At 39.2% G+C, this 22392-nt stretch carries 15 protein-coding genes; 9 read left to right on the top strand and 6 right to left on the bottom strand.

Features of this window, described 5'->3' with window-relative positions; translation table 11 throughout:
- Nucleotides 1-17: 17 nt before the first annotated feature.
- The 4 genes from L4F93_RS10160 (at nucleotide 18) to L4F93_RS10145 (ending at nucleotide 6261) form a co-directional block, all read left to right on the top strand.
- Complete coding sequence (locus L4F93_RS10160; RefSeq protein WP_250350134.1) at nucleotides 18-2654, top strand: TRAP transporter permease; 2637 nt, start codon at nucleotides 18-20, stop codon at nucleotides 2652-2654.
- 364 nt (nucleotides 2655-3018) lie between these two features.
- Entirely contained in the window at nucleotides 3019-3444 is a 426-nt protein-coding gene (locus L4F93_RS10155) for a universal stress protein (RefSeq protein WP_250350133.1), read from the top strand.
- A 273-nt stretch (nucleotides 3445-3717) separates the two neighbouring features.
- Nucleotides 3718-4773 carry a factor H binding protein domain-containing protein gene (locus tag L4F93_RS10150; protein WP_250350132.1) on the top strand — a complete coding sequence of 352 codons (1056 nt, stop codon included), beginning with the start codon at nucleotides 3718-3720 and terminating at the stop codon, nucleotides 4771-4773.
- 60 nt (nucleotides 4774-4833) lie between these two features.
- A complete protein-coding gene (locus L4F93_RS10145) occupies nucleotides 4834-6261 on the top strand; it encodes a surface lipoprotein assembly modifier (protein ID WP_250350131.1) in 1428 nt (475 codons plus the stop codon).
- Between the two features lie 57 nt (nucleotides 6262-6318).
- Here the strand turns inward: L4F93_RS10145 and L4F93_RS10140 are convergent, their stop codons facing one another.
- The 6 genes from L4F93_RS10140 to L4F93_RS10115 all read right to left on the bottom strand — a co-directional run bounded on the left by L4F93_RS10140 (nucleotide 6319) and on the right by L4F93_RS10115 (nucleotide 12527).
- Nucleotides 6319-6957 carry an MBL fold metallo-hydrolase gene (locus tag L4F93_RS10140; RefSeq protein ID WP_250350130.1) on the bottom strand — a complete coding sequence of 213 codons (639 nt, stop codon included), beginning with the start codon at nucleotides 6955-6957 and terminating at the stop codon, nucleotides 6319-6321.
- Nucleotides 6958-7040: 83 nt separating this feature from the next.
- A complete protein-coding gene (locus L4F93_RS10135; RefSeq protein WP_250350129.1) occupies nucleotides 7041-7601 on the bottom strand; it encodes a YcbK family protein in 561 nt (186 codons plus the stop codon).
- 116 nt (nucleotides 7602-7717) lie between these two features.
- The gene (locus tag L4F93_RS10130) at nucleotides 7718-9217 is read right to left on the bottom strand and encodes a L,D-transpeptidase family protein (protein WP_250350128.1); all 1500 of its coding nucleotides are present in this window, start codon (nucleotides 9215-9217) and stop codon (nucleotides 7718-7720) included.
- 66 nt (nucleotides 9218-9283) lie between these two features.
- Nucleotides 9284-11341, bottom strand: coding sequence for a carboxy terminal-processing peptidase (gene prc / locus L4F93_RS10125; RefSeq protein ID WP_250350127.1), 2058 nt, complete (start codon nucleotides 11339-11341; stop codon nucleotides 9284-9286).
- A gap of 68 nt (nucleotides 11342-11409) precedes the next feature.
- Nucleotides 11410-12012, bottom strand: a complete 603-nt coding sequence (gene proQ, locus L4F93_RS10120) for an RNA chaperone ProQ (RefSeq protein WP_250350126.1) — start codon at nucleotides 12010-12012, stop codon at nucleotides 11410-11412.
- Nucleotides 12013-12302: 290 nt separating this feature from the next.
- A complete protein-coding gene (locus tag L4F93_RS10115) occupies nucleotides 12303-12527 on the bottom strand; it encodes a hypothetical protein (protein ID WP_250350125.1) in 225 nt (74 codons plus the stop codon).
- 176 nt (nucleotides 12528-12703) lie between these two features.
- On the opposite strand from L4F93_RS10115, the gene L4F93_RS10110 reads away from it, so the two are divergent.
- The 5 genes from L4F93_RS10110 to parC all read left to right on the top strand — a co-directional run bounded on the left by L4F93_RS10110 (nucleotide 12704) and on the right by parC (nucleotide 22247).
- Nucleotides 12704-13963 carry a paraquat-inducible protein A gene (locus L4F93_RS10110; protein ID WP_250350124.1) on the top strand — a complete coding sequence of 420 codons (1260 nt, stop codon included), beginning with the start codon at nucleotides 12704-12706 and terminating at the stop codon, nucleotides 13961-13963.
- Nucleotides 13941-16583: a PqiB family protein gene (locus tag L4F93_RS10105; RefSeq protein ID WP_250350123.1), complete on the top strand. Its 2643-nt coding sequence runs from the start codon at nucleotides 13941-13943 to the stop codon at nucleotides 16581-16583. Before L4F93_RS10110 ends, L4F93_RS10105 begins: the two co-directional genes overlap by 23 nt.
- 90 nt (nucleotides 16584-16673) lie before the next feature.
- Nucleotides 16674-18575, top strand: coding sequence for a DNA topoisomerase IV subunit B (gene parE, locus L4F93_RS10100; protein ID WP_250350122.1), 1902 nt, complete (start codon nucleotides 16674-16676; stop codon nucleotides 18573-18575).
- Nucleotides 18576-18908: 333 nt separating this feature from the next.
- Nucleotides 18909-19937 (top strand): copper-containing nitrite reductase, encoded by a 1029-nt coding sequence (nirK, locus tag L4F93_RS10095; RefSeq protein WP_250351681.1) that lies wholly within the window; start codon nucleotides 18909-18911, stop codon nucleotides 19935-19937.
- A gap of 60 nt (nucleotides 19938-19997) precedes the next feature.
- Complete coding sequence (gene parC / locus L4F93_RS10090) at nucleotides 19998-22247, top strand: DNA topoisomerase IV subunit A (RefSeq protein ID WP_250350121.1); 2250 nt, start codon at nucleotides 19998-20000, stop codon at nucleotides 22245-22247.
- Nucleotides 22248-22392 lie beyond the last annotated feature (145 nt).

The following is a 22392-nucleotide window of genomic DNA, read 5'->3' as shown; positions in this document are numbered from 1 at the left end:
ATTTTTCGGGAGATTTTATGTCCGAATCCACAAAAAAAATGGATTACGATGATCTGCAAGATATGGTCGCCTCCAATGATTCAGGCGGACGAAATCCTACTGGTGCAAGCAGGAAACTGATTGTTATTACCGCAATTTTATGGTCATTATTTCAATTATATTACACCTCGCCATTTCCATTTTGGCTACAAGAAGTCATACGAAATTTTGGGGTAGATGTTAATGTGGTGATCGATGATACTAAAGCACGTTCGATCCACCTTGCCTTTGCATTGTTCTTAGCCTATTTATCTTTCCCTGCGTTTGCGACTTCGCCAAAACACCGCATTCCGTTGTTAGACTGGTTTTTTGCTACGCTTGGCGCATTTTTAGGGGCATATTACATTTTCTTTTATGAAGGCTTAGTAACACGTTTTGGTGCGCCTAATACGCAAGATATTATCGCAGGCTGCCTTGGTGTATTATTACTGTTAGAGGCTTGTCGCCGTAGCCTTGGTTTACCTTTAGTGATTATTGCTAGCGTCTTTTTAGCTTATAACTATTTTGGTCAGTTTTTGCCAACGGATTGGATCATTAGCCACCGTTCAGGCTCACTTTCGCAAATGGTGAACCAGCAATGGGTAACCACTGAAGGGGTGTTTGGTGTTGCATTGGGGGTTTCTACTAAATATGTCTTCCTCTTTGTTTTATTTGGGGCATTATTAGATAAAGCGGGAGCAGGTAACTATTTTATTAAAACCGCTTTTGCTTATTTAGGTCATCTGCGTGGTGGGCCGGCTAAAGCCGCCGTGGTGTCATCAGGCTTAACTGGACTTATTTCAGGTTCATCAATTGCTAACGTCGTAACCACAGGAACGTTCACTATTCCAATGATGAAACGTGTTGGCTTTTCCGCAGAAAAAGCAGGCGCAGTAGAAGTTGCCTCTTCCGTGAATGGGCAAATTATGCCACCAGTAATGGGCGCAGCTGCTTTCTTGATGATTGAATATGTCAATATGCCTTATAGCCAACTTATCACCTATGCGGCATTACCAGCATTAATTTCTTATATTGCCTTGGTTTATATTGTGCATTTAGAAGCATTAAAAATGAACTTGCACGGTTTACCAAGAACAGATCCACCAAATCCATTCTTAATTACCTTACTAAAATTAGTGAGCACAATTCTAGCCGTCATTGTTTTAGTTATTGGAGTCAAATTTGCCTTAGGTTGGATCAAAACTATCGCACCTGAACATAGCTTTTTGATTGTTGCTATCGCATTAGCTTTAGTGTACTTTGCATTAATTCGCCGTGTTGCACAATTTCCTGATTTAGAAATAGATGATCCTAACTCACCCGTGGTAAAACTGCCTTCAGCAAAACCAACGGTAAATGCTGGGTTACATTATTTGATTCCAGTGGTCGTCCTCATTTGGTGCTTAATGGTTGAAATGCTCTCACCGGGTCTTTCTGCTTTCTGGGGAACTGTTACCTTAATGGTTATTCTCGTTACTCAACATCCGTTGCTTAACTTCTTCCGCAATAAACCGATTAGCAAAGATCAGTTTAAACAAGGTTTTCATTCGCTTGTTGATGGATTAGAAACCGGTGCGCGAAATATGATCGGGATTGGGATCGCTACCGCAACAGCTGGTATTATCGTTGGGGTGGTTTCTCTGACTGGCTTTGGCGTGCAACTTTCAGGCATTATCGAAATGCTCTCAATGGGTAACATCTTGCTTATGCTTATCCTTGTGGCAATCTTCAGCTTAATTCTTGGAATGGGCTTGCCAACCACTGCCAACTATATCGTCGTGTCATCATTAATGGCGCTGGTTATAGTCGAAGTCGGAAAACAAAATGGCTTAATCGTCCCACTGATTGCCGTACATTTATTCGTTTTTTACTTCGGCATTATGGCAGACGTAACCCCGCCAGTAGGCCTTGCTTCTTTTGCAGCCGCTGCGGTATCGGGAGGCAATCCAATAAAAACAGGGTTAGTGGCGTTCTTTTATAGCTTAAGAACCGCAATCTTGCCATTCTTATTTATCTTTAATACAGATCTGCTATTAATTGATGTGGGCTGGGCAAAAGGCATATTGGTTGCCGTGGTCTCTACCATTGCCATACTCGCCTTTACTTCCGCCACAATGAATTATTTCATCACTAAGAACAAGGTGTGGGAAACTATTGCCCTTATTTTTGCGGCATTTATTATTTTCCGCCCTGGTTTCTTTATGGAATATATTTCGCCAACGTCTTATCACATTGAGCCAGTGCATTTGGCACAAGAGTTGGAAAAAGTGCCAGTTGATGAAAAAATTACCGTCAAAGTGGCCGGCACCAATCCTTATGGAAAACAAATTGAGTTCTATTCTGAACTCAGCGTGCCAGAAGGAAAAACCGGTGAAGAGCGCCTAAATAAACTCGGCTTAACCTTGCTCAATACAGGCGAAAGCATTGAAATTGATGGCAAAGCGACACCAAAAGTCATTATTGATATGGTTGAAATTGATTCCCCTGCCGCCAAAGCAGGCTTAAATTGGGATCAAACCCTACTCGATATTTCTTTACCAAAAGTGGCTATCGCCAAAGAATGGATGTTCATTCCGGGCTTATTGATTATTCTCCTTGTTGGATTTAATCAACGCCGTAGATCGAAAAAACAATAAAAAATTGGCCGCACTTTGTTAGGGTCTGTTGATAACTCATTTTGCATTTGAGTTATCGTTTAAAATTAGCGTAATCGCGGTGCAGTTTAAAACCAAGAGTGGTTCTCTTGGTGAGAACTGCAACAAAGAGTACGCAAATTTTAAAGCTAACCCGAAGGGCTGGGGCTATTTTTTGTGATAACTGTGTTGAACGTGGTTCGTTTAGAATGGCTAAACTTCACCCCGTTCGCCTTGTTCTCACAAAAAATAGCCACCAGCTCAAATGCAAAATGAGTTATCAACAGCCCCTAAAGTGCGGTCAAAATTTTATGAAATTAGCAAAATATAAAACGCACAAACCGCAACCCAATCAAAGGATCTTATTATGTACAACAAACTGCTTATTGCCATTGATCTAAGCAATCTAAAAAGCGCAAAATATGTGGTGGACACCGCCCTTCAACTCACCAACCACAATCCTAATGCGATTTACCGTGTTGCTACCATTATCGAACCCATTGATGACAGCTTTATCTCCGCATTTTTACCGAAAAACTTTGACAAATCCGTCATCGAAGAAGCCAACAAAACCCTACACGATTTCACCAAAGCCCACTTTCCTGAAGGCTCAAAAGTACAACATATTGTCGCCCACGGCACAATTTATGAAGAAATCAACCGCATTGCCGATGAAAAAGAAGTGGATCTCATCATTATGCTCGCCAGCAGCAAACCAAACGCCAAAGGCTTAAGCAGCAACACGGTAAAAGTAGCGCGTTACGGCAAAAAACCGATTTTAATTTTGAAATAACCGCTAAAAATAAGGGTGGCACGCCACCCTTTCCGCTCAATTATTCTAAAGTGCGGTGGTTTTTATCGCATTTTTCACAAAGATCCACAAACTCTACCTCCCCCCCCCCCCTCAAAGATCACAAATTTTCTAAAAATTTGAGCTAAGCCCTTGTTTTTTTTTTTTTTTTTTTAAACTAAGAAAGTTTTGCAGTTTTTTAGAAAATCAGTTCAGTTTTTTCCTAAAAATAAACACCAAACTTTTATTTTTTCACGCAAACATAGGAGAGTTCTTATGCAACCTAATCTCAAAACAACAGCATTAGCCTTATTAATTTCTCTTAGTGCCGTGGCTTGCGGCTCATCAGGAAGTGGAAGTTCAAATACAGGCAATACGACAAATTCCACAATCTCAAAAAATACTGAAGAGGTTCGTAAAGCCGAAGAGGCTCGTAAAACTGAAGAAACCCGTAAAGCCGAAGAAGCTAGTAAAGCTGAAGAAACCCGTAAAGCCGAAGAAGCTAGTAAAGCTGAAGAGGATTATTTAGCGAAAGAAACTTATAAGAAAGATACTCTTCCTGATGAATTTAAAGATTTTGAGGATTTTTCTATTGCTAAACCTGATATAAACGAACTTCACAAAGTAAATAATCAAACATATATCCAAAATAGAGCTCAGTTTGTTGGCGAGATGATCTTAAAAGATGCGGATAATACCAAAATCACTAATGAAAATGCCCTATTCTTACCTTTAGATATTTCTGCAAATGGTTATCGTACAGACAAAGTCTATAAAGATGATGGACAATATCAGCTCCAAAAAGTTAAATTAATTGAAAAAGTGAAAGATACGGTAGATGATAGAGGTAAACCATTACAAATCCGCATTTCTCAAAAATCTTATAATTTAGAAGATGCAGGAATAGCAATGAGGCATTGGGCTTATATTGGTTATAGAAAATCAGATGACGAATATATATTAAGTTATGGTGGCGTACCAACCTTAGATAAGACTCTCGAAACAATCTCTGGACAAGCTGAATATACAGGTAGAGCTTTAGGCGGAGGGCAAGATGTTGTTCTCAACGTGAACTTTGATGATAAAACCATTGAGGGGGAAATTGGTTATGATCATTATTCATCATTTGCTCGAACTATAAAATTAGAAAAAGGAACAATTCAAACAGAAAATAATAAAATTACTTTTAGCGGAAAAACTAAAGGTAATTTTGGTGATGAGGCTGGAGAATATAAAGGTGTGTTTATGGGACAAAATGCACACCAATTAGCAGGTGAAGGGAATGTTGCTAATTCAAAATTTGTTTTCGTAGCTGAAAAAGAAGCTAATTAACTAATTATGGCTAAATAGAATAATTTATTTCTATTTAGCCTTTTTAATACTGAGAAATCTATGAAAAAAATTTTCCAATTTTCTTTCTTAATAAGTTTATCTACCTCTATTTATGGTGAATTATTAACCTCTCAAGAAATTATCCAAAATCGTTACAGTCAAAATGTTCAATCTTATCCTAAACAGGAAAATAATAGCTATACTAATAAGACAGAGATAATTTCAGAAAAAGATCTAATAAATAATTATGAATTAACTGAATATATTCTAAAATTAGCTATATCACAAAAACATAAAGAACTCATCGAAGATATTTTACTAATATATAATAAATTCCCGCAAAAGAAGACTATTTTAGTTTTATTCACTCAAGGCGTTTCTGCCAAATTACAGCAACATTATGACGTGGCGATTTCTTATTTTCGTCAAATTCTTGCCATAAATCCTAATTTAAACCCTGTAAGAATTGAACTTGCGACAACCCTATTTGCCGATCAGCAATTAACTGCTGCCAAAGAACAATTTGAGAAAGCCAAAGCTGAACCAAATTTACCAGCGAATATTGCACATTTACTTGACCAGTATTTGAATGCAATTGAACAACATTCTGACTGGCAAAATAACTTGAGCTTCAATTATTTGCGTGATCCTAATGTTAATAATACATCTCACACTCAAGAAATAGAAAATACAGGTTTTATAAAATCAAAAGAAATGTTACCACAATCTGCGCACGGCATCGCTTATCACTTTAATCTTTCTAAAGAATATAATTTATTTTCTAATCATTATATTTATTTTGAAAATACATTATGGGGAAAATATTATTGGGATAATAAAGATTATAACGATATTTTAAACCGCACTTATTTAGGCTATATGAATAAAAGTGCGGTGCAAAATTGGAAAATTTTGCCTTTTTATGGTCGCCGCTGGGTAGGGAAACACCGCTATCAATGGGAACAGGGATTACGCAGTGAACTTTCTCGTTGGCTTTCTCCAAATTGGCAGATTTCTACAGCACTTGAATATAGTAAGCAACGTTATTTTTCACAACCCAGTTCAAATGGTTTTAATCAGCTTGCTTCTATTACGGCATTATGGCTGCGCAATGCTCGCCAATATTTTTATACGGGTATTGATTTTAATCGTGAAAAGACGCGGGTTCGTCAATATAGTTCAGATATAAAAACGCTGCGTTTAGGCTGGGGGCAAGAATGGGGAAAAGGTATCTCTTCGCGCTTATCTTTTTCTTTTGCGAAACGCCAATACAAAGCGGAAGCCAAATTAGGTGGCATATTGCCCTTAGGTAAAATACGCTCTGACAAAATTTACCAAGCCCAATTAATGCTATGGAAGCGAGATTGGCATTTATGGGGAATTACCCCTAAATTACAATTTAGTTGGAAGAAACAAGTAAGTAATATTCCTTCCCTGTATTCCTATCAAAGTAAAAATATTAATTTGTTGTTCGATAAAAGTTTCTGATATTGATACAAAAATTTAGGCATTCTTTAATGCCTAAATTTTTTTGCTTTAATAAAGCTACATTCCCTGCAAAAACGGATTGCTTTTCTTTTCCTTGCCAATAGTCGTGTAATTTCCGTGGCCTGCAATGATGATCATTTCGTCAGGTAACGGATAAAGTTTTTCTTTAATTGAGTTCAGCAAGGTTTGATGATCGCCGCCGGGGAAATCTGTGCGTCCAATGCTGTTTTGAAAAAGCACATCACCAGTAAATGCAATGTTCTTGTTATGTTCAATAAAACCAATATGCCCCGGTGTATGCCCCGGTAAATGCAACACTTCAAAATTGAAGTCCCCCACTTTAATGGTTTCCCCTTCTTCATTTAACCAGCGATCGGGCAAAAAGGCGTTTGTTTCAAATAACATTCCAAAGCGTTCTGCTTGTTGTGGTAAGCCTTCAAACCAATAGCGATCGGCATCGTGAGAACCCCAAATTTCCACATTAAAGTGATTTTTCAGTTTTTCTGCTGCACTGATATGATCTAAATGACCATGAGTAAGCAAAATCAATTGTAGATTTAATCCTAGTTCTTCAATCCGTTTAATGAGCTTTTCGGCTTCGCCACCAGGATCAATAATTGCGGCATTTTTTTCATCGTCCCAAATAATTGAACAATTTTGTTGAAATGCAGTAACTGGGATAATTTCAATATTCATTTTCTTTCCTTTACTAAAACTGTTTAAATTGAAATAAGAAAACCGCAAACTTACTTGCGGTTTTCTATAAAAAATAGTGTAAATCAGCTTCCACGCCAAGTGCGAACAGGCCCTGTATCAATATGCACGAAATTACTTCTAGGATAATACCCTACACCACCATTATTAAGGCTTTCTGCGGCTTTTCTAACCTGCGCTAATGGTACACCATCAATACGAAAATCAATTGCTTGTCCACGAATATGGTAGCTATTACTTGCAACACCACGACTTCTTCTGTGCATTGCAGCATTACTCGCAGGCGAACGATAGCCACAAATGATCTGAATTTCTGTATTGCGCAAACCTAAATGACTTTGAATTTGGTAAAACTTATTAAATAATTTTGGATCCATTCGACGGATCTGATTATTACGTTTATCGCGTAATAAGTAATCCAATTTTTTCAGACTTGCCGTAGAGAACCCTTTTGTCGGACTAAATTCCCCTGTGAAACGATCACCCGTATTAATATTTCTAAAGTTAAGAATGCGTGGTTTCGCTGTTGATACCATTGCTAATACAGAGTTTGGTAATAACGAGATACCTAAAGTAATCCCCCCAAGGGAAAGCCATTTACGGCGTTGCTGATTAATGTCACTCATATTAATAATTCTTTACGCTAAATTTACAATTCTTTACTTTTTGACTATGCACTTTCTAATTAGTTCATAAAAAAGTAAAAAAATTTAATAAAAATCATTTTTCAATGTGCTAGGAATTACATCAAATATTTTTTTACCGCATTCCAGTTTACATAGTTTAGATTTGGTACAACATCATAACCATAAATATCTGGCAAGGTATGTAATTTTCCACCATTCATCCAAGCCGTTACATAATAAAGATAAACAGGATTGTCTGACCCAACATTGGCAGAAGTGGTTTTCTTACTACCCAGTACGTTACGCTTACGCTCATCAGACCAACCGACTTCTTTCAATAAAATACTGGCTAACTGATCAGATTGTTCAACGCGAATACAGCCTGAACTTAAGGCACGATCTTTTTTGTTAAATAAATTATGGTTTGGTGTATCGTGCAAATAAATCGCATCAGCACTTGGCATATTAAATTTATAATTTCCTAATGCACTATCCCCCGGTGCTTGGCGAATACGATAAGGGAATTTGCTGCCCATTGCTTCCCAGTTAATGGAATGCGGATCAATGATACGCCCAGAGCCGTCTGTAATCGTATAACCATTACGAGCCACATAGCCCGGATCGCGTTTGATTTTTGGTACAAGATCTTCATTAATTAAACGCGTTGTGGGTGTCCAAGGTGGATTGACTACAACATTGCTTAACTTGCTGTACATCACAGGGGTTTTACGTGCTTGTTTACCTACGATAACACGTGAATTCATCACCAGTTTACCATTACGATAATAATTAAGCTGATAACTTGGAATATTCACAAAAAGTCCATTATTAAACTCAGGCAAAATTCTTAAACGCTGTGTGTTGATCGCCAATTTATAGCGTTGATTAGGATCTATTTTTCCTGAAGAAATTAACGCTTCTAGCTGGTATAACGTTTGACGATATAAGCTATTTTTCCCCGCAAGCTGCGCAACAAATTCAAAATGTTGATTATTTTTCACCGCACTTAACCAACGATAAATGTCCTGCTCAGTCGGTTCGGCACTTTTATACGCTGTTGGAGAATACAACCATTTCTGTGCAGATTTTAAGACATTTTGTGAATAATAAAGATAATCAAGGAAAGCGTCAGTCAGCAAAATATCATAGATCAAACGATCTTTGCCTTCAGCATTGTAAATACGATCTAAATTCTGTGCAGATTGACGAGAAATGCCACTCGCAACTAATGCCGCATACTCGCGTAAAAACTGTTTCTCCGCTTTTTTATCTTCCCATAGCAAAATATAATCATTTTGTGTATAAATTTTGGCAACGGCAGATTTAAACATTAACGGTTGTGTGCCAATAATATCCGTTAAACGCTGTTCTGAACGCTGTTGCTGTTCTGCATTGAGACGATCTTCTTCTGCTTTACGTTCTGCTGAAATTTTCTCAGCAATTGCTTTTCGTTCAAGTAAAAGCTGTTCATTGGTGAGTTTTACCGTTACAGGCATTGAAGATTGCCCAGCATTCACAACAGGAACCGGGTTTGTTGCAATAGCTGTTCCCACATAAGTACAAGACGTCCATAAAGCCGCGCATGTAGCTAACTTAAATGAAGTCGTTTTTAACATTCTAGAGTCCTTAAATATAAAAATCACAATAAAAAGTACCGCACTTATAAAAGTGCGGTGAGAAATTTAGTTATTTTTCGGCGTAACCTCTTTTTCCGAAAGAGGATGTTTTTCATCAAAATTAATGAGATCCACCGCCATTTTTTCTGCTTCTTTTAAGTAGAAATCAGGTGCTTCATAATCTTTCGGCAAATCATCCAGTTTCTTCAATGGCTTTTTGCCTTCACGTTTAAAGCGTGCATTGAGGTCTTTCAAGCGTTTTGCATCATCTTTATCATTTTCTGCTTTACGTTTTGCAAAATTCAATGATAAATATTTACGCTCACGGCGTGCATCCAATACTTTAAGATCTTCATTAAGGGCTATAAATTCAGGATCTTTTGCCATTCGAGCAATATGCGGGGCTTCTAACGCATTAACGGCTTCTCTTGCATTTCCTGCCTCTGAATAAGGAGCGGGTGGTAATTTATCCCAAGGTAATGCATTGTCCTCTTTTTCTTCACCATATTCCTTCAAATCAATGACTGAAGGGAAAGTAATATCTGGCGCAACCCCTTTCAACTGAGTACTTCCGCCATTGATACGGTAGAATTTTTGAATGGTGTATTGAATAAGCCCCATTGGCGTTTCTTCCGAATCAAACACAAAATTCAATGGACGACTTTGTTGAACCGTGCCTTTACCAAAGGTATTCTGCCCAATAATGATAGCTCGGTTATAATCTTGCATTGCAGCGGCAAAAATTTCTGACGCAGAGGCACTAAAACGATTAATCATCACCAATAATGGCCCTGAATACGCTTGCGTATTATCTGGATCTTCGTGAATACGAATGCGTTGATAAGCATCTCTCACCTGAACCACTGGCCCATCGGTAATAAATAAGCCGGTCAATTCAACCACTTCTTTTAATGAACCGCCACCGTTTTCACGCAAATCAATGATCAATGCTTGTGCATTTTTCTGTTTCATTTCCACAAGCAGTTTTTTCACATCTTCCGCTAAGCCCAGATAAAAACTTGGAATTTTAATAACAGCAATTTGCTTACCTTCCACCTTTTCAACGGTTAATTTGGCAGCTTGGTCTTCTAAACGGATTTTATCTCGAATAAGGGTAACAATACGGGATTTGCCACCTTTTTCTGGCTCAATTTCTAAACGAACTTTGCTACCTTTTTTCCCTTTGATCTTATCAATCACGTCATCTAAACGCCAACCGACAACATCTTCAATTTCCCCTTTCGCCTGCCCAACGCCTACGATTTTATCTCCCGGCTTAATTTTTTTACTGCGATCTGCTGGCGCACCAGCGACCAAGGATTTTATAATCGTGTCGCCATCTTCCGACTGTAATGTTGCCCCAATCCCTTCTAAAGAAAGATTCATACTTTCATTAAAACTTTTTGCCGTTCTTGGTGCAAGATAACTGGTATGTGGATCAATTTCGCGCGCAAAGGCATTCAAATACACTTGAAGAATATCATCAGCTTTCGTTTGTGTTAAACGGCGAATCGCTAAATCATAACGTTTGGTTAAGGTTTTCTTGATTTCACGCCAATTCTTGCCTTTGAGCTTCAAGTTAATAATGTCATTTTTAACGCGTTGCGCCCAAAGTGCATTGGCCTCTTCTTCCGTTTTTGGCCAAGCTGCATCCTTGCGTTCAATCTCAATTTGATCATCTGTGCTGAGATTTGGCTCTTTATCTAAAAGAGATAAGGCATATTTATAACGTTCATAACGGCGTTTCATCATTCGATCGTACATCGCAAACGCCATATCTAGCTTACCTTGGTTAAGCTGATCGTCTAGCTTATCGCCATAGTTAGCGCGCATTTCTGCCACATCTGAAGCCAAGAACGTATTCCGGTTAAAATCTAAATTTTTTAAATAGCGATCAAAAATCTTTTGCGAAAAGTCATCATCTAACTGAAACTTACGATAATGAGATTGGGTTAAACGCGTTGCAACGCGCTTTGTTACCAACTGGTTCGTTTCAGTTGGTTCTGGAATGACAATATCTGCCGCCTTCAATTTAGGGGCAACAGCAACGGCAAGATCCGCATTAACAAATAAGGCACTTAGCAGCAAACCGGCTAAGTAGCCTTTTCTTTTATTAAATTTCATTCAAATGTCCTAATCAAAGTAAATATCACAATGATGACTTCTTTACTTAACTCAATAAATAACGAGAATTATGCAAATAAGCGCTCTGCGGTGACAGAGATTATTAAACCATTTTCAAGTTCAACACGTACATTGTCTTTCACCACTTCTAAAACCACGGCACGCTTTGTGCTATTTCCTGCTTTGACTTTTACTGTCGCCCCTTGCGTTAAAGTAGCAAGATCTACTGCAACTAAATTAGGTCTATTCGTTTTTTTGCCATTCGCTTTGTTACTATTTGGACGCGCTGGCTTTTTATTGGTTTTTGGGTTTGCCGCACGTTCCGCAGCACGTTTTTCCGCCACTTTTGCTTTGCTTTCTGCTAATTTTTGTGCGGCGTGTTCTGCGTGTTCTTTTTCTAATACGCCTGCCGGATTACCTTGCAAATCAACGCGTTCAGCTCCCTCTTTACAAGCATATAAATAACGCCAACCTGCTGTATATAAACGCAATGCTTGACGCAATTGGGTTTTGCTCACTTTTTCATCATCAGCAAGGGCTTCGGCTAAATCTTGGAAAATTCCGATTTTCAACGGTCTTGCCTCACCTTCAAGGAAAAAACAGCGCGGAAACTTTTCCGCAAGGTAAGCAATAATTTCTTTGTTATTTGTTAATTTCTGCACTTCTGTCATTGTGTAATCTCACATACCACTAATTTTGAATAAAAAAATCTGCGCTATTCTAGCTTAAATTAGAAGAAAATGGCAATTTTTTGATCGAGTTTATGCTGAATTGCTAATGCGTGATGCAAAATGTATATGAATAAGCCCACCGTAAGCGGTGGGCTATGATGAACTAGAATGAAAAAGCCTGCGTTGCAGGCTTAAAAAAAATAACGTTTAATGTTTTGTTAGATAAGTTGCCGTTAATGCAACAATCAAACCGATTAATGCAAAAACAACAAGTCCAAATGTCATTTCCATTATTTTCCTCCCTTTGCTTTTTCCCTAAATAAGCGTCCGCCTACTAAAAAGAGATAAATCGCTCCACCAAGTAGAACGGTATTTAAGCATTTTATTGCAATAGAATCTTTCCCATACAGAATAACAGGTATCGCTAAAATTGCAACCTTAGCAATATCATCTGACATTTTTGACCAAGATTCGAAATCACTTTTATTAATTGGTTTCTTGAATAAATTCAGCACACTTTGCCTCCTTTCAATCGTAGCAGCGACAATTCAAGATTAATAAGCATCACAAATTTTGTCAATCAAACAAAGTGCGGTACTTTTTGCCTAAATTTTCCGTAAAAAATCACCGCACTTTGAAAACCATTTAAATCCATATAAAATAGCGATTTTATTTTCACTTATCGTATTTAATGACTAAACCGTTAAACAGCACAGATTACGCCAAACAGCATATTGCACGTTGTTCTCATTGCGATGCCACGGTGTCTGTGCCAACATTGAAAGCAAGCGAATATGCAGAATGTCCTCGCTGTGATGAAGTGCTATATTCGGGCAGCCGTTGGAGTTTACATCGTTGCTCAATGATTGCGCTATCTATGTTGATTTTAATGCCTTTTGCCTTGAACTATCCTTTATTGAGTATTGATTTACTGGGTACACGGGTAGAGGCATCAATATGGCAAGGGGTATGGAAAATGGCAACGGAAGGCTATCCATATACGGCATTTTTAATTTTTCTTTGTGCCGTATTTATGCCCATTTCTTTTGCGATTTTGGTTATTTTACTTCGTCTTTCACAAATATTCGGCATTAAGCCGCGTAATATTTTACTCGCGTTGGGATACATTAAACCTTGGGTGATGTTTGATGTGTATTTGGTTGCCTTAGGGGTAACAATGTTTAAAGTACGAGAATACGCCACGCTTAGCCTTGATATTTATTTAATTGCCTTTATTTTCACCGCACTTTTAACTACTCTGCTCTTTATTAAGCTCAATCTTAATGCATTATGGAATGATTTTTATCCACAAGACAGATTTTTAACTGCAATGCCCAAGAAACCACCTTGCGTGTGTTTGGAATGTCATTATACTTTTACCGAACCTTATCAAGATAGCAAACATCGTAAGCGTTGCCCGCGTTGCCTCACCATCACGGAAGTTTCTGCAAATATTAGGTTGCAACGCACTTGGGCAACCTTAATTGCGGGGATTATTATGCTTTTCCCTGCTAATTTATTGCCTATGTCGGTGGTTTATGTCAATGGCGCACCAAGTGCGGATACCTTGATGTCTGGGGTAATGACGTTTATTGAAATGGGCAGTTACTTTGTGGCGTTCGTTGTCTTTTCAGCCAGTATTTTTATCCCAATCAGTAAAGTTTTTATTTTGCTTTATCTCTTAATTTGTGTACATTTCAATATTCACCAATCTATAAAATGGCAAATGCGTCTGTTTCATCTCGTGCATTTTGTTGGACGTTGGTCGATGTTAGATTTATTCGTACTCGCCTTGATGATGTCCCTTGTTGCTCGTGGACAGATTATTAATTTTTCCGTTGGTCCTGCTGCGTTCTATTTTGGTGCAGCCGTATTTTTAACAATGATTTCAGCTTCACAGTTTGACAGTCGTTTACTTTGGAAGATTTATGACAGAAAAAAACAAAAATAGTATTGAAGAAAATTATCAACAAGTACAAGCCACTATTCATAAAAATAAACGGATTTCACCTTTTTGGTTGTTGCCGTTTATTGCCTTATGTATTGGGGCGATTTTGTTCTTTCAAATAATACAAGAACAAGGGATTAGTATCAAAATTACCTTTGATAATGGCGATGGTTTAGTCGCAGGGAAAACGCAAATTCGCTATCAAGGTTTGCAGATCGGGGTGGTAAAAAAGGTGAATTTCACTGATGATCTGAAAAAAGTCGAAGTCGCTGCAAGTATCTACCCCGAAGCTAAAACGGTCTTACGCCAAAACACCAAATTTTGGTTAGTTCGTCCAAGTGCTTCTTTAGCCGGTATTTCAGGTATTGATGCGCTGGTTTCTGGTAACTACATTACCCTGCAACCCGGTGATGGTGAATCAGAAGATGAATTTGTGGCAGAAGATGAAGGGCCGATAGCTCAAGTTACTGAAGGCGATTTGCTTATTCATTTACTTGCTGATGACTTAGGCTCGATCTCTATTGGCGCCTCTGTCTATTTCAAAAAAATGCCCGTAGGGAAAATTTATGATTACCGTTTCACAAAAGATCAAAAGAAAATTGAAATTGATGTTGTGATCGATAAGCCTTATACGCAATTTGTAAAAAAAGACAGCCATTTCTGGAACATCAGTGGGATTAACGCCAATATTGGTATGTCTGGCATTAATGTCAAGGTAGATAGTTTGAATGCGGTTGTTCAAGGTGCGGTGGCATTTGATTCCCCACAAAATAGCCCTCAAGCGGAAAATAATACCAGTTACCGATTATATGCCAACTTACAAGCAGCCAAACGTGGCATTGAAGTTAATATCACTATGCCAAATATAGCGGGATTAAAAGCAGGTAAAACCGCTGTATATTCACAAGATGCACAAATCGGTTTACTTTCTGAGTTAAGTGCGGTGGAAAATAATGAGAAAATTTTACAGGGCAAATTACTTATTGATCCTAGTGCTGAAAACTTATTCAAAACTAACACCGAAATAGTATTACGAAACACAAAATTTAGCTTAAATGAACTCTCAGATCCGCAAAAATTATTACGGGGCGAATATTTTGATGTCGTCAGTGGTAGCGGTGAAAAACAGACGCAATTTAATGTCATCAAAGAGAATGAGCTTTTACTTAAACAACCTGATACGCTGGTGCTAACCTTAACTGCACCAGAAACCTATAATATAAGTGAAGGGCAACAAATTTATTATAATAATTTTGCCATTGGTGAAATTGTGAGCCAATCTATCGAACAAGATAATGTGCATTTTAACATTGCTATTGCAAGTAAATACCGCCATTTAATCCACCCAGATACGCTGTTTATTGCTGCCTCGAATTTTGAAGTGAGCCTTGGCGCTGATGGGATAAAAATGCAAGCAGCTACACCAGAAAAATGGCTTCAAGGTGGTATTCGTATTGTTGCGGGTCATCAATCTGGAAAATTGCCTGAAAGTTTTCCTTTATATAGTGATCTCAGCAATGCAGAAGCGGGTATTGTGAGCAATGATCTCACCCCAACGATTACCTTAACCACCTCACAACTACCGAGTATTGATAAAGGCTCTCTTGTGCTTTATCGCCAATATGAAGTGGGTAAAATTCTCGCCATTCATCCGAAAAAAGATCATTTTGATGTCGATGTCTTCATTTATCCTAAAAATCGTGATCTACTGACCAATAAAAGCCTATTCTGGGTGGAAAGTGCTGCGCAGGTAGATATTACGCCAAAAGGAATCAGTATCCAAGCAACGCCTATTGCACGCACCCTAAAAGGGGCAATTAGCTTTGATAACAGCGGTTCAGGGAATAAAATTCTTTATCCAAATGAAATGCGTGCCAAATCCGCTGGACAAATCATTAAGCTCACGGCAAGTGATGCCACAAATCTAAGCAAAGGAATGCCATTACGTTATATGGGCTTAACCATTGGTGAAGTGGATCGCATCGAGCTTTCCGCAGATCGCAAAATTATTGCCACCGCATTGATTAATCCTCAATATATGGCAATGATTGCGAAAGAAAACAGTAAATTCCGTCTCATTTCACCACAAATTTCCGCCGGTGGTATTGAAAATTTAGACAGTTTATTACAACCTTATATTGATGTCGAAGCGGGTAGCGGAAAAATACGCAATCAATTTCGTTTAACACAATCCGTGCCAACAACCAATAAATATGGTGATGGTTTCCCATTAATTTTAGAAACCAAAGATGCAATGAATATCACCGTGGGTTCCCCTGTTATGTATCGAGGGGTTGAAGTGGGGACAATTCGCAATTTGGAATTGAATTCCATTGGTGATCGAGTATTGGTGCATATTGTCATTGCCAATAAGCATAAATCTCTCGTGCGTCAAAATTCTGAGTTTTGGATCGCCTCAGGCTATGGTATGGAATTAGGTTTCACTGGGCTATCTATTAATACAGGATCAATGCAACAATTGTTAAAAGGTGGCATTGCATTCTCTACCCCATCAAGCACGGTGGTGCAACCTCAAGCAAAAGCTAACCAACATTTCTTATTACAAGAAAAACGCCCTAAAGAGGCAATAAACTGGAATTTAGGCGTTTTAGGTAACGAATAAAAAAAGCAAAAAAACCAACCGCACTTTTGTATCAGTTGGTTTTTTTGCTAAACTTTTAGCAATTTTTATTATTAAATTACGGAAACCCCAATGACAACGAATTATTCCGCCAATGAAATTACCGTTTTAAAAGATCTCGAACCCGTTCAACTGCGCCCCGGAATGTACACGGATACTACGCGCCCAAACCACTTAGGGCAAGAAGTCATTGATAATAGTGTTGATGAAGCACTTGCTGGCTATGCCACAAAAATCGAAGTGATTTTACATAAAGACCAATCCCTTGAAGTGATTGATAATGGGCGTGGAATGCCGGTGGATATTCACCCTAGCGAAGGGGTTTCTGGCGTTGAAGTAATCCTTACTAAATTGCACGCGGGAGGAAAGTTTTCTAATAAAAACTATACCTTCTCTGGCGGTTTGCACGGCGTGGGAATTTCTGTGGTGAATGCACTTTCTGACCGTGTGGATATTCAAATTAAACGTAATGGACAGGTCTATAAAATCGCCTTTGAAAATGGTGTAAAAGTCCAAGAATTAGAGGTAATTGGCACTTGTGGACGCCGTACAACTGGCACGACTGTGCATTTCAAGCCTAACCCAAAATATTTTGATAGCAGTAACTTCTCTGTTAGCCGTTTACGCCATTTATTACGTGCCAAAGCGGTTCTCTGTTCGGGATTAGAAATTCGCTTTATTGATAAAATAAACGGCACAGAAGATGTTTGGCTATATCAAGACGGTTTATCCGATTACTTAACAGAAAACGTAGAAGGCTATACCACACTCCCCGCCTCGCCTTTTGTTGGAAATTTTGAAACAGAAAAAGAAACCGCAAGTTGGGCATTACTCTGGTTACCTGAAGGCGGTGATTTATTAGGTGAAAGTTATGTAAACTTAATTCCCACCATTCAAGGCGGAACGCACGTTAATGGCTTACGCCAAGGGTTGCTCGATGCAATGCGTGAATTTTGCGAATTTCGCAATTTATTACCAAGAGGGCTTAAACTTACCGCCGATGATATTTGGGATCGCTGTGCTTATGTGCTTTCTATCAAAATGCAAGATCCGCAATTTGCAGGACAAACGAAAGAACGTCTATCTTCCCGTCAAAGTGCCGTTTTCGTCAGCGGTGTGGTAAAAGATGCGTTTAGTTTATGGCTCAACCAAAATGTACAAGAAGCGGAAGAACTGGCCAAAATGGCGATTAGCTCTGCTGAACGGCGGTTACGGGCAGCGAAAAAAGTGGTGCGCAAAAAACAAGTGAGCGGTCCAGCCCTTCCGGGGAAATTAGCAGATTGTAGCTCACAAGATTTAGCCTTAACTGAATTATTCTTAGTTGAAGGAGACTCTGCTGGCGGCTCGGCAAAACAAGCGCGAGATCGTGAATATCAAGCCATTCTACCGCTTAGAGGGAAAATTCTAAATACTTGGGAAGTCTCCGCCGATCAAGTTCTTGGTTCACAAGAAGTCCACGATATTGCTGTGGCATTGGGAATTGATCCGGACAATAGCGATCTTTCTCAGTTACGTTATGGCAAGGTTTGTATTCTAGCCGATGCGGATTCTGACGGCTTGCATATTGCTACCCTACTCTGCGCCCTATTCTTACGCCATTTCCCGAAACTGGTGGCAGAAGGCCACGTTTATGTGGCAATGCCACCGCTTTATCGCATTGACATCGGTAATGAAGTTTATTACGCCCTTGATGAAGGGGAAAAAGAAGGGATTTTAGATCGCCTCAAAAATAAGAAAGGGAAAATCAATGTACAACGTTTTAAAGGGTTAGGGGAAATGAACCCAAGCCAGTTGCGGGAAACCACAATGGATCCCAATACACGTCGCTTAGTACAGCTCACCTTTGATCAAGAGAATGAGCAAAACCAAACAGAAACCTTTGAATTAATGGATATGTTGTTAGCTAAAAAACGCGCAGAAGATCGCAAAAGCTGGCTACAATCCAAAGGTGATCAAGTTGATCTTAGCGTATAAGGAATCGCGATGAAAAAAACTATTTTCGCATTATTATGCACCGCACTTTTTACCAATATTCCGTTTGCATTTGCCGCCAATGAAATCAATACGGCAAGCACATCTTCATCAATCAAGCAAGCACAACAGGCAGAAAAAAATGCAGATGATGCCACAAGCACAGCACAAAACGCACAATTACAGCATTCCCTTACGCAGTTGCAACAGGCAATGCAAGAAGTGGCAAAAAATATGCAAAGTGCGGTAGAAAATTCAGCTGAAAATTTAACCACCACAGTACAAAATGTGGTACAAGAATCTTTGCTTGATTTTACTCAAACTTTAAAGAACAGTATTAAGCAAAATGCCCCTTTATCTGCAGAGCAAAAACAAGATTCCACCTCATTACCTGTAATTGAAGCAGAACTCACTACCGCACCGAATGTCCCCGCCCCAATTACACGCGATTACCCAGCACGGGTGGTAGTAAAACTAGAAGCGTTAGAAAAAATTATGGAAATTATGCCTAAGGTTCAATTTAAATATTGGACCTATAATGGCTCAACCCCCGCTCCTTTTATCCGTGTACGTGAGGGCGATACGGTGGAAGTGCATTTATCCAACCCAATCAATGCCAAATTACCACATAGCATTGATTTTCATTCTTCGGCTGCTCCTGAAGGCACCGCATTAGCAAGCAACACAGCACCGGGACATACCAGCATTTATCAGTTCAAAGTGCTATCGCCCGGGCTTTATCTTTATCACTGCGCAGCAATGCCGGGCGCACCAACACACATTGGTAAAGGAATGTTTGGTTTAATGCTCGTTGAGCCTAAAGCCGGTTTACCCCCTGTCGATAAAGAATTTTATATTGTCCAAAACGAATTTTATACGCAAGGGGAATTTGGCGAAGCGGGCTTACAGGTTTTTAGTATGCAAAAAGCAAGCTATGAACTCCCTGATTATGTGGTCTTTAACGGACATTACGGTTCGATGCTTGGGGATAACGCCTTAAAAGCGAAAGTGGGCGAAAAACTACGTTTTTATGTAGGTAATGCAGGCCCTAATAAGGTTTCTTCCTTTCATTTGATTGGTAAACCTTTTGATACCGTGTATGTGGAAGGCGGTTCATTACAAAATCACAATGTGCAAACCACCTTGATTCCTGCTGGTGGCGCGATGATGGCAGAAACGACGATTCCCGTACCCGGCATCTATCCTTTCGTGGATCATTCCATTTTCCGTACAGAAAAAGGGGCAAAAGGGGTATTAATAGTCAGTGGAGAGGAAAATCCACAAATTTTCAGCGGAAAATTAAAAGACGAACCTTATCACGAGCGTAACCCCGATGCGGATGTTTCCACTGGATTTAAACATTAAAAAATAACCCAAAATTACACCGCACTTTAATTTTAACGAATATAAGAGAAAAACAACGTTATGGCAGAAATTAATTACGAAGGCATTGAGCAAATGCCACTGCAAAACTTCACCGAAAGTGCCTATTTAAATTATTCAATGTATGTGATTATGGATCGTGCATTGCCCTTTATTGGTGATGGATTAAAACCTGTGCAACGCCGTATTGTGTATGCGATGTCAGAATTGGGACTCAATGCCACCGCGAAATATAAAAAATCTGCACGCACTGTCGGGGACGTATTAGGTAAATTCCATCCACACGGCGATACCGCTTGTTATGAAGCAATGGTGCTTATGGCACAACCTTTTTCTTATCGTTACCCACTCGTCGATGGACAAGGAAACTGGGGCGCCCCCGATGATCCGAAATCGTTCGCAGCGATGCGTTATACCGAATCACGTCTGTCTAAAATTTCTGAAATCCTATTAGGTGAACTTGGACAAGGGACAGTGGAATTTCAACCCAATTTTGATGGAACATTAGAAGAACCACAGTATTTACCCGCACGTTTACCACATATTTTGCTCAATGGCACAACAGGAATTGCGGTGGGAATGGCAACCGATATTCCACCACATAATCTTAATGAAGTTGCCGAAGCCGCAATAATGCTACTTGATAATCCCAACGCGGATTTAGATGAAATAATGACCGTATTACAAGGTCCTGATTATCCAACGGAAGCGGAAATTATTTCCAGCAAAGCAGATATCCGAAAAATTTATGAGCAAGGGCGTGGCTCAATTAAAATGCGTGCCGTGTGGAAAAAAGAAGACGGCGAGATTGTCATCACAGCGTTACCACATCAAGCCTCTCCATCGAAAATCATTAGCCAAATTGCCGAGCAAATGACCGCTAAAAAATTGCCTATGGTTGAAGATATTCGTGATGAAGCCGATCATAATAACCCAATTCGAATCGTGCTTGTTCCGCGTTCTAATCGAGTAGATTGTGATGTCTTAATGGATCACCTTTTTGCCACAACCGATTTGGAAAAAAGCTATCGTGTTAATATGAATATGATTGGCTTGGACAACAAACCTGCTGTCAAAAATCTGTTACAAATTCTTACTGAATGGCTTAGTTTCCGTCGTAGCACCGTCACAAAACGCTTACAACATCGTTTAGATAAAGTGCTAAATCGCTTACATATTTTACAAGGTTTGATGATTGCCTTTTTAAATATTGATGAGGTGATTGCCATTATCCGTAATGAAGATAAGCCGAAACAAGAACTGATGGCTCGTTTTGATTTAACTGATGAACAAGCCGAAGCCATTTTAAATTTACGTTTACGCCAATTAGCCAAATTGGAAGAACACGAACTACAAGCTGAACAAGATAAATTAGCGCAAGAGCGGTTAAATTTAGAACAGATTTTAGCTTCAGAACGTCGCTTAAATACATTAATTAAAAAAGAAATTCAACAAGATGCCAAAACCTTTGCCAGCCCTCGCCTTTCACCCATTATAGAGCGTGCTGAAGCCAAAGCCATTGCAGAAAATGAAATGATCCCAGCCGAACCTGTTACGGTAATTTTATCGCAAATGGGTTGGGTGCGTTGTGCAAAAGGACACGATATTGACGCCCAGAACCTCAGTTATAAAGCAGGTGATAGCTACCTTGCTCACGCTTATGGGAAAAGTAATCAGCCTGTTGTATTTCTTGATAGCACAGGACGTAGCTATGCGCTTGATCCGCTGTCTTTACCTTCAGCACGCTCACAAGGCGAACCGCTAACAGGTAAACTGACCTTACCCGCAGGTGCAAGCGTTTGCCAAGTATTAATGGAAAATGAGGATCAAAAACTCTTAATGGCTTCTGATGCGGGTTATGGATTTATTTGTCAATTTAGTGATTTAGTGGCACGAAATAAAGCTGGGAAGGCATTAATTTCACTTCCTGAAAACGCGCAAGTACTGCCACCTTTAACCTTACAGGCACATCAACAACTACTCGTTGCATTAACTTCAGCAGGACGAATGTTGATTTTCCCTGTGCAAGATTTACCTGAATTATCCAAAGGAAAAGGCAACAAAATTATTTCTATTCCTGCGGCGAATGCGAAAGATCGTTCTGAATTATTGGTGCGATTATTACTCATTTCTGAGCAAGCTAGCTTGGTCTTCCACTCAGGCAAACGTAAAATCACCCTTAAAGCGGAAGATTTACAACGTTTCCGTGCTGAACGTGGACGCAAAGGAAGCCAACTTCCAAGAGGATTGCACAGCAATGCAGAAATTGAAGTGCTTGAGCCAAATCAATAAGCTATCATTGTTTATATTTGAGTAACTAACGCACAGCGTACGGCAAATCAAGCCAATGCAATGTTATTTCAACATCGCGCGATCCGCCATTCAGAGCTGAACCTATTTTTTGTTCAGCTCTTTTCTAGTCGTTTAAAATGAAAAT

This window comes from Avibacterium sp. 20-132 (assembly GCF_023611925.1).
Classification (GTDB): Bacteria; Pseudomonadota; Gammaproteobacteria; order Enterobacterales; family Pasteurellaceae; genus Avibacterium.
Note: the sequence above shows the minus strand (reverse complement) of the source record. Positions and strands in the feature narration are given on the sequence as shown.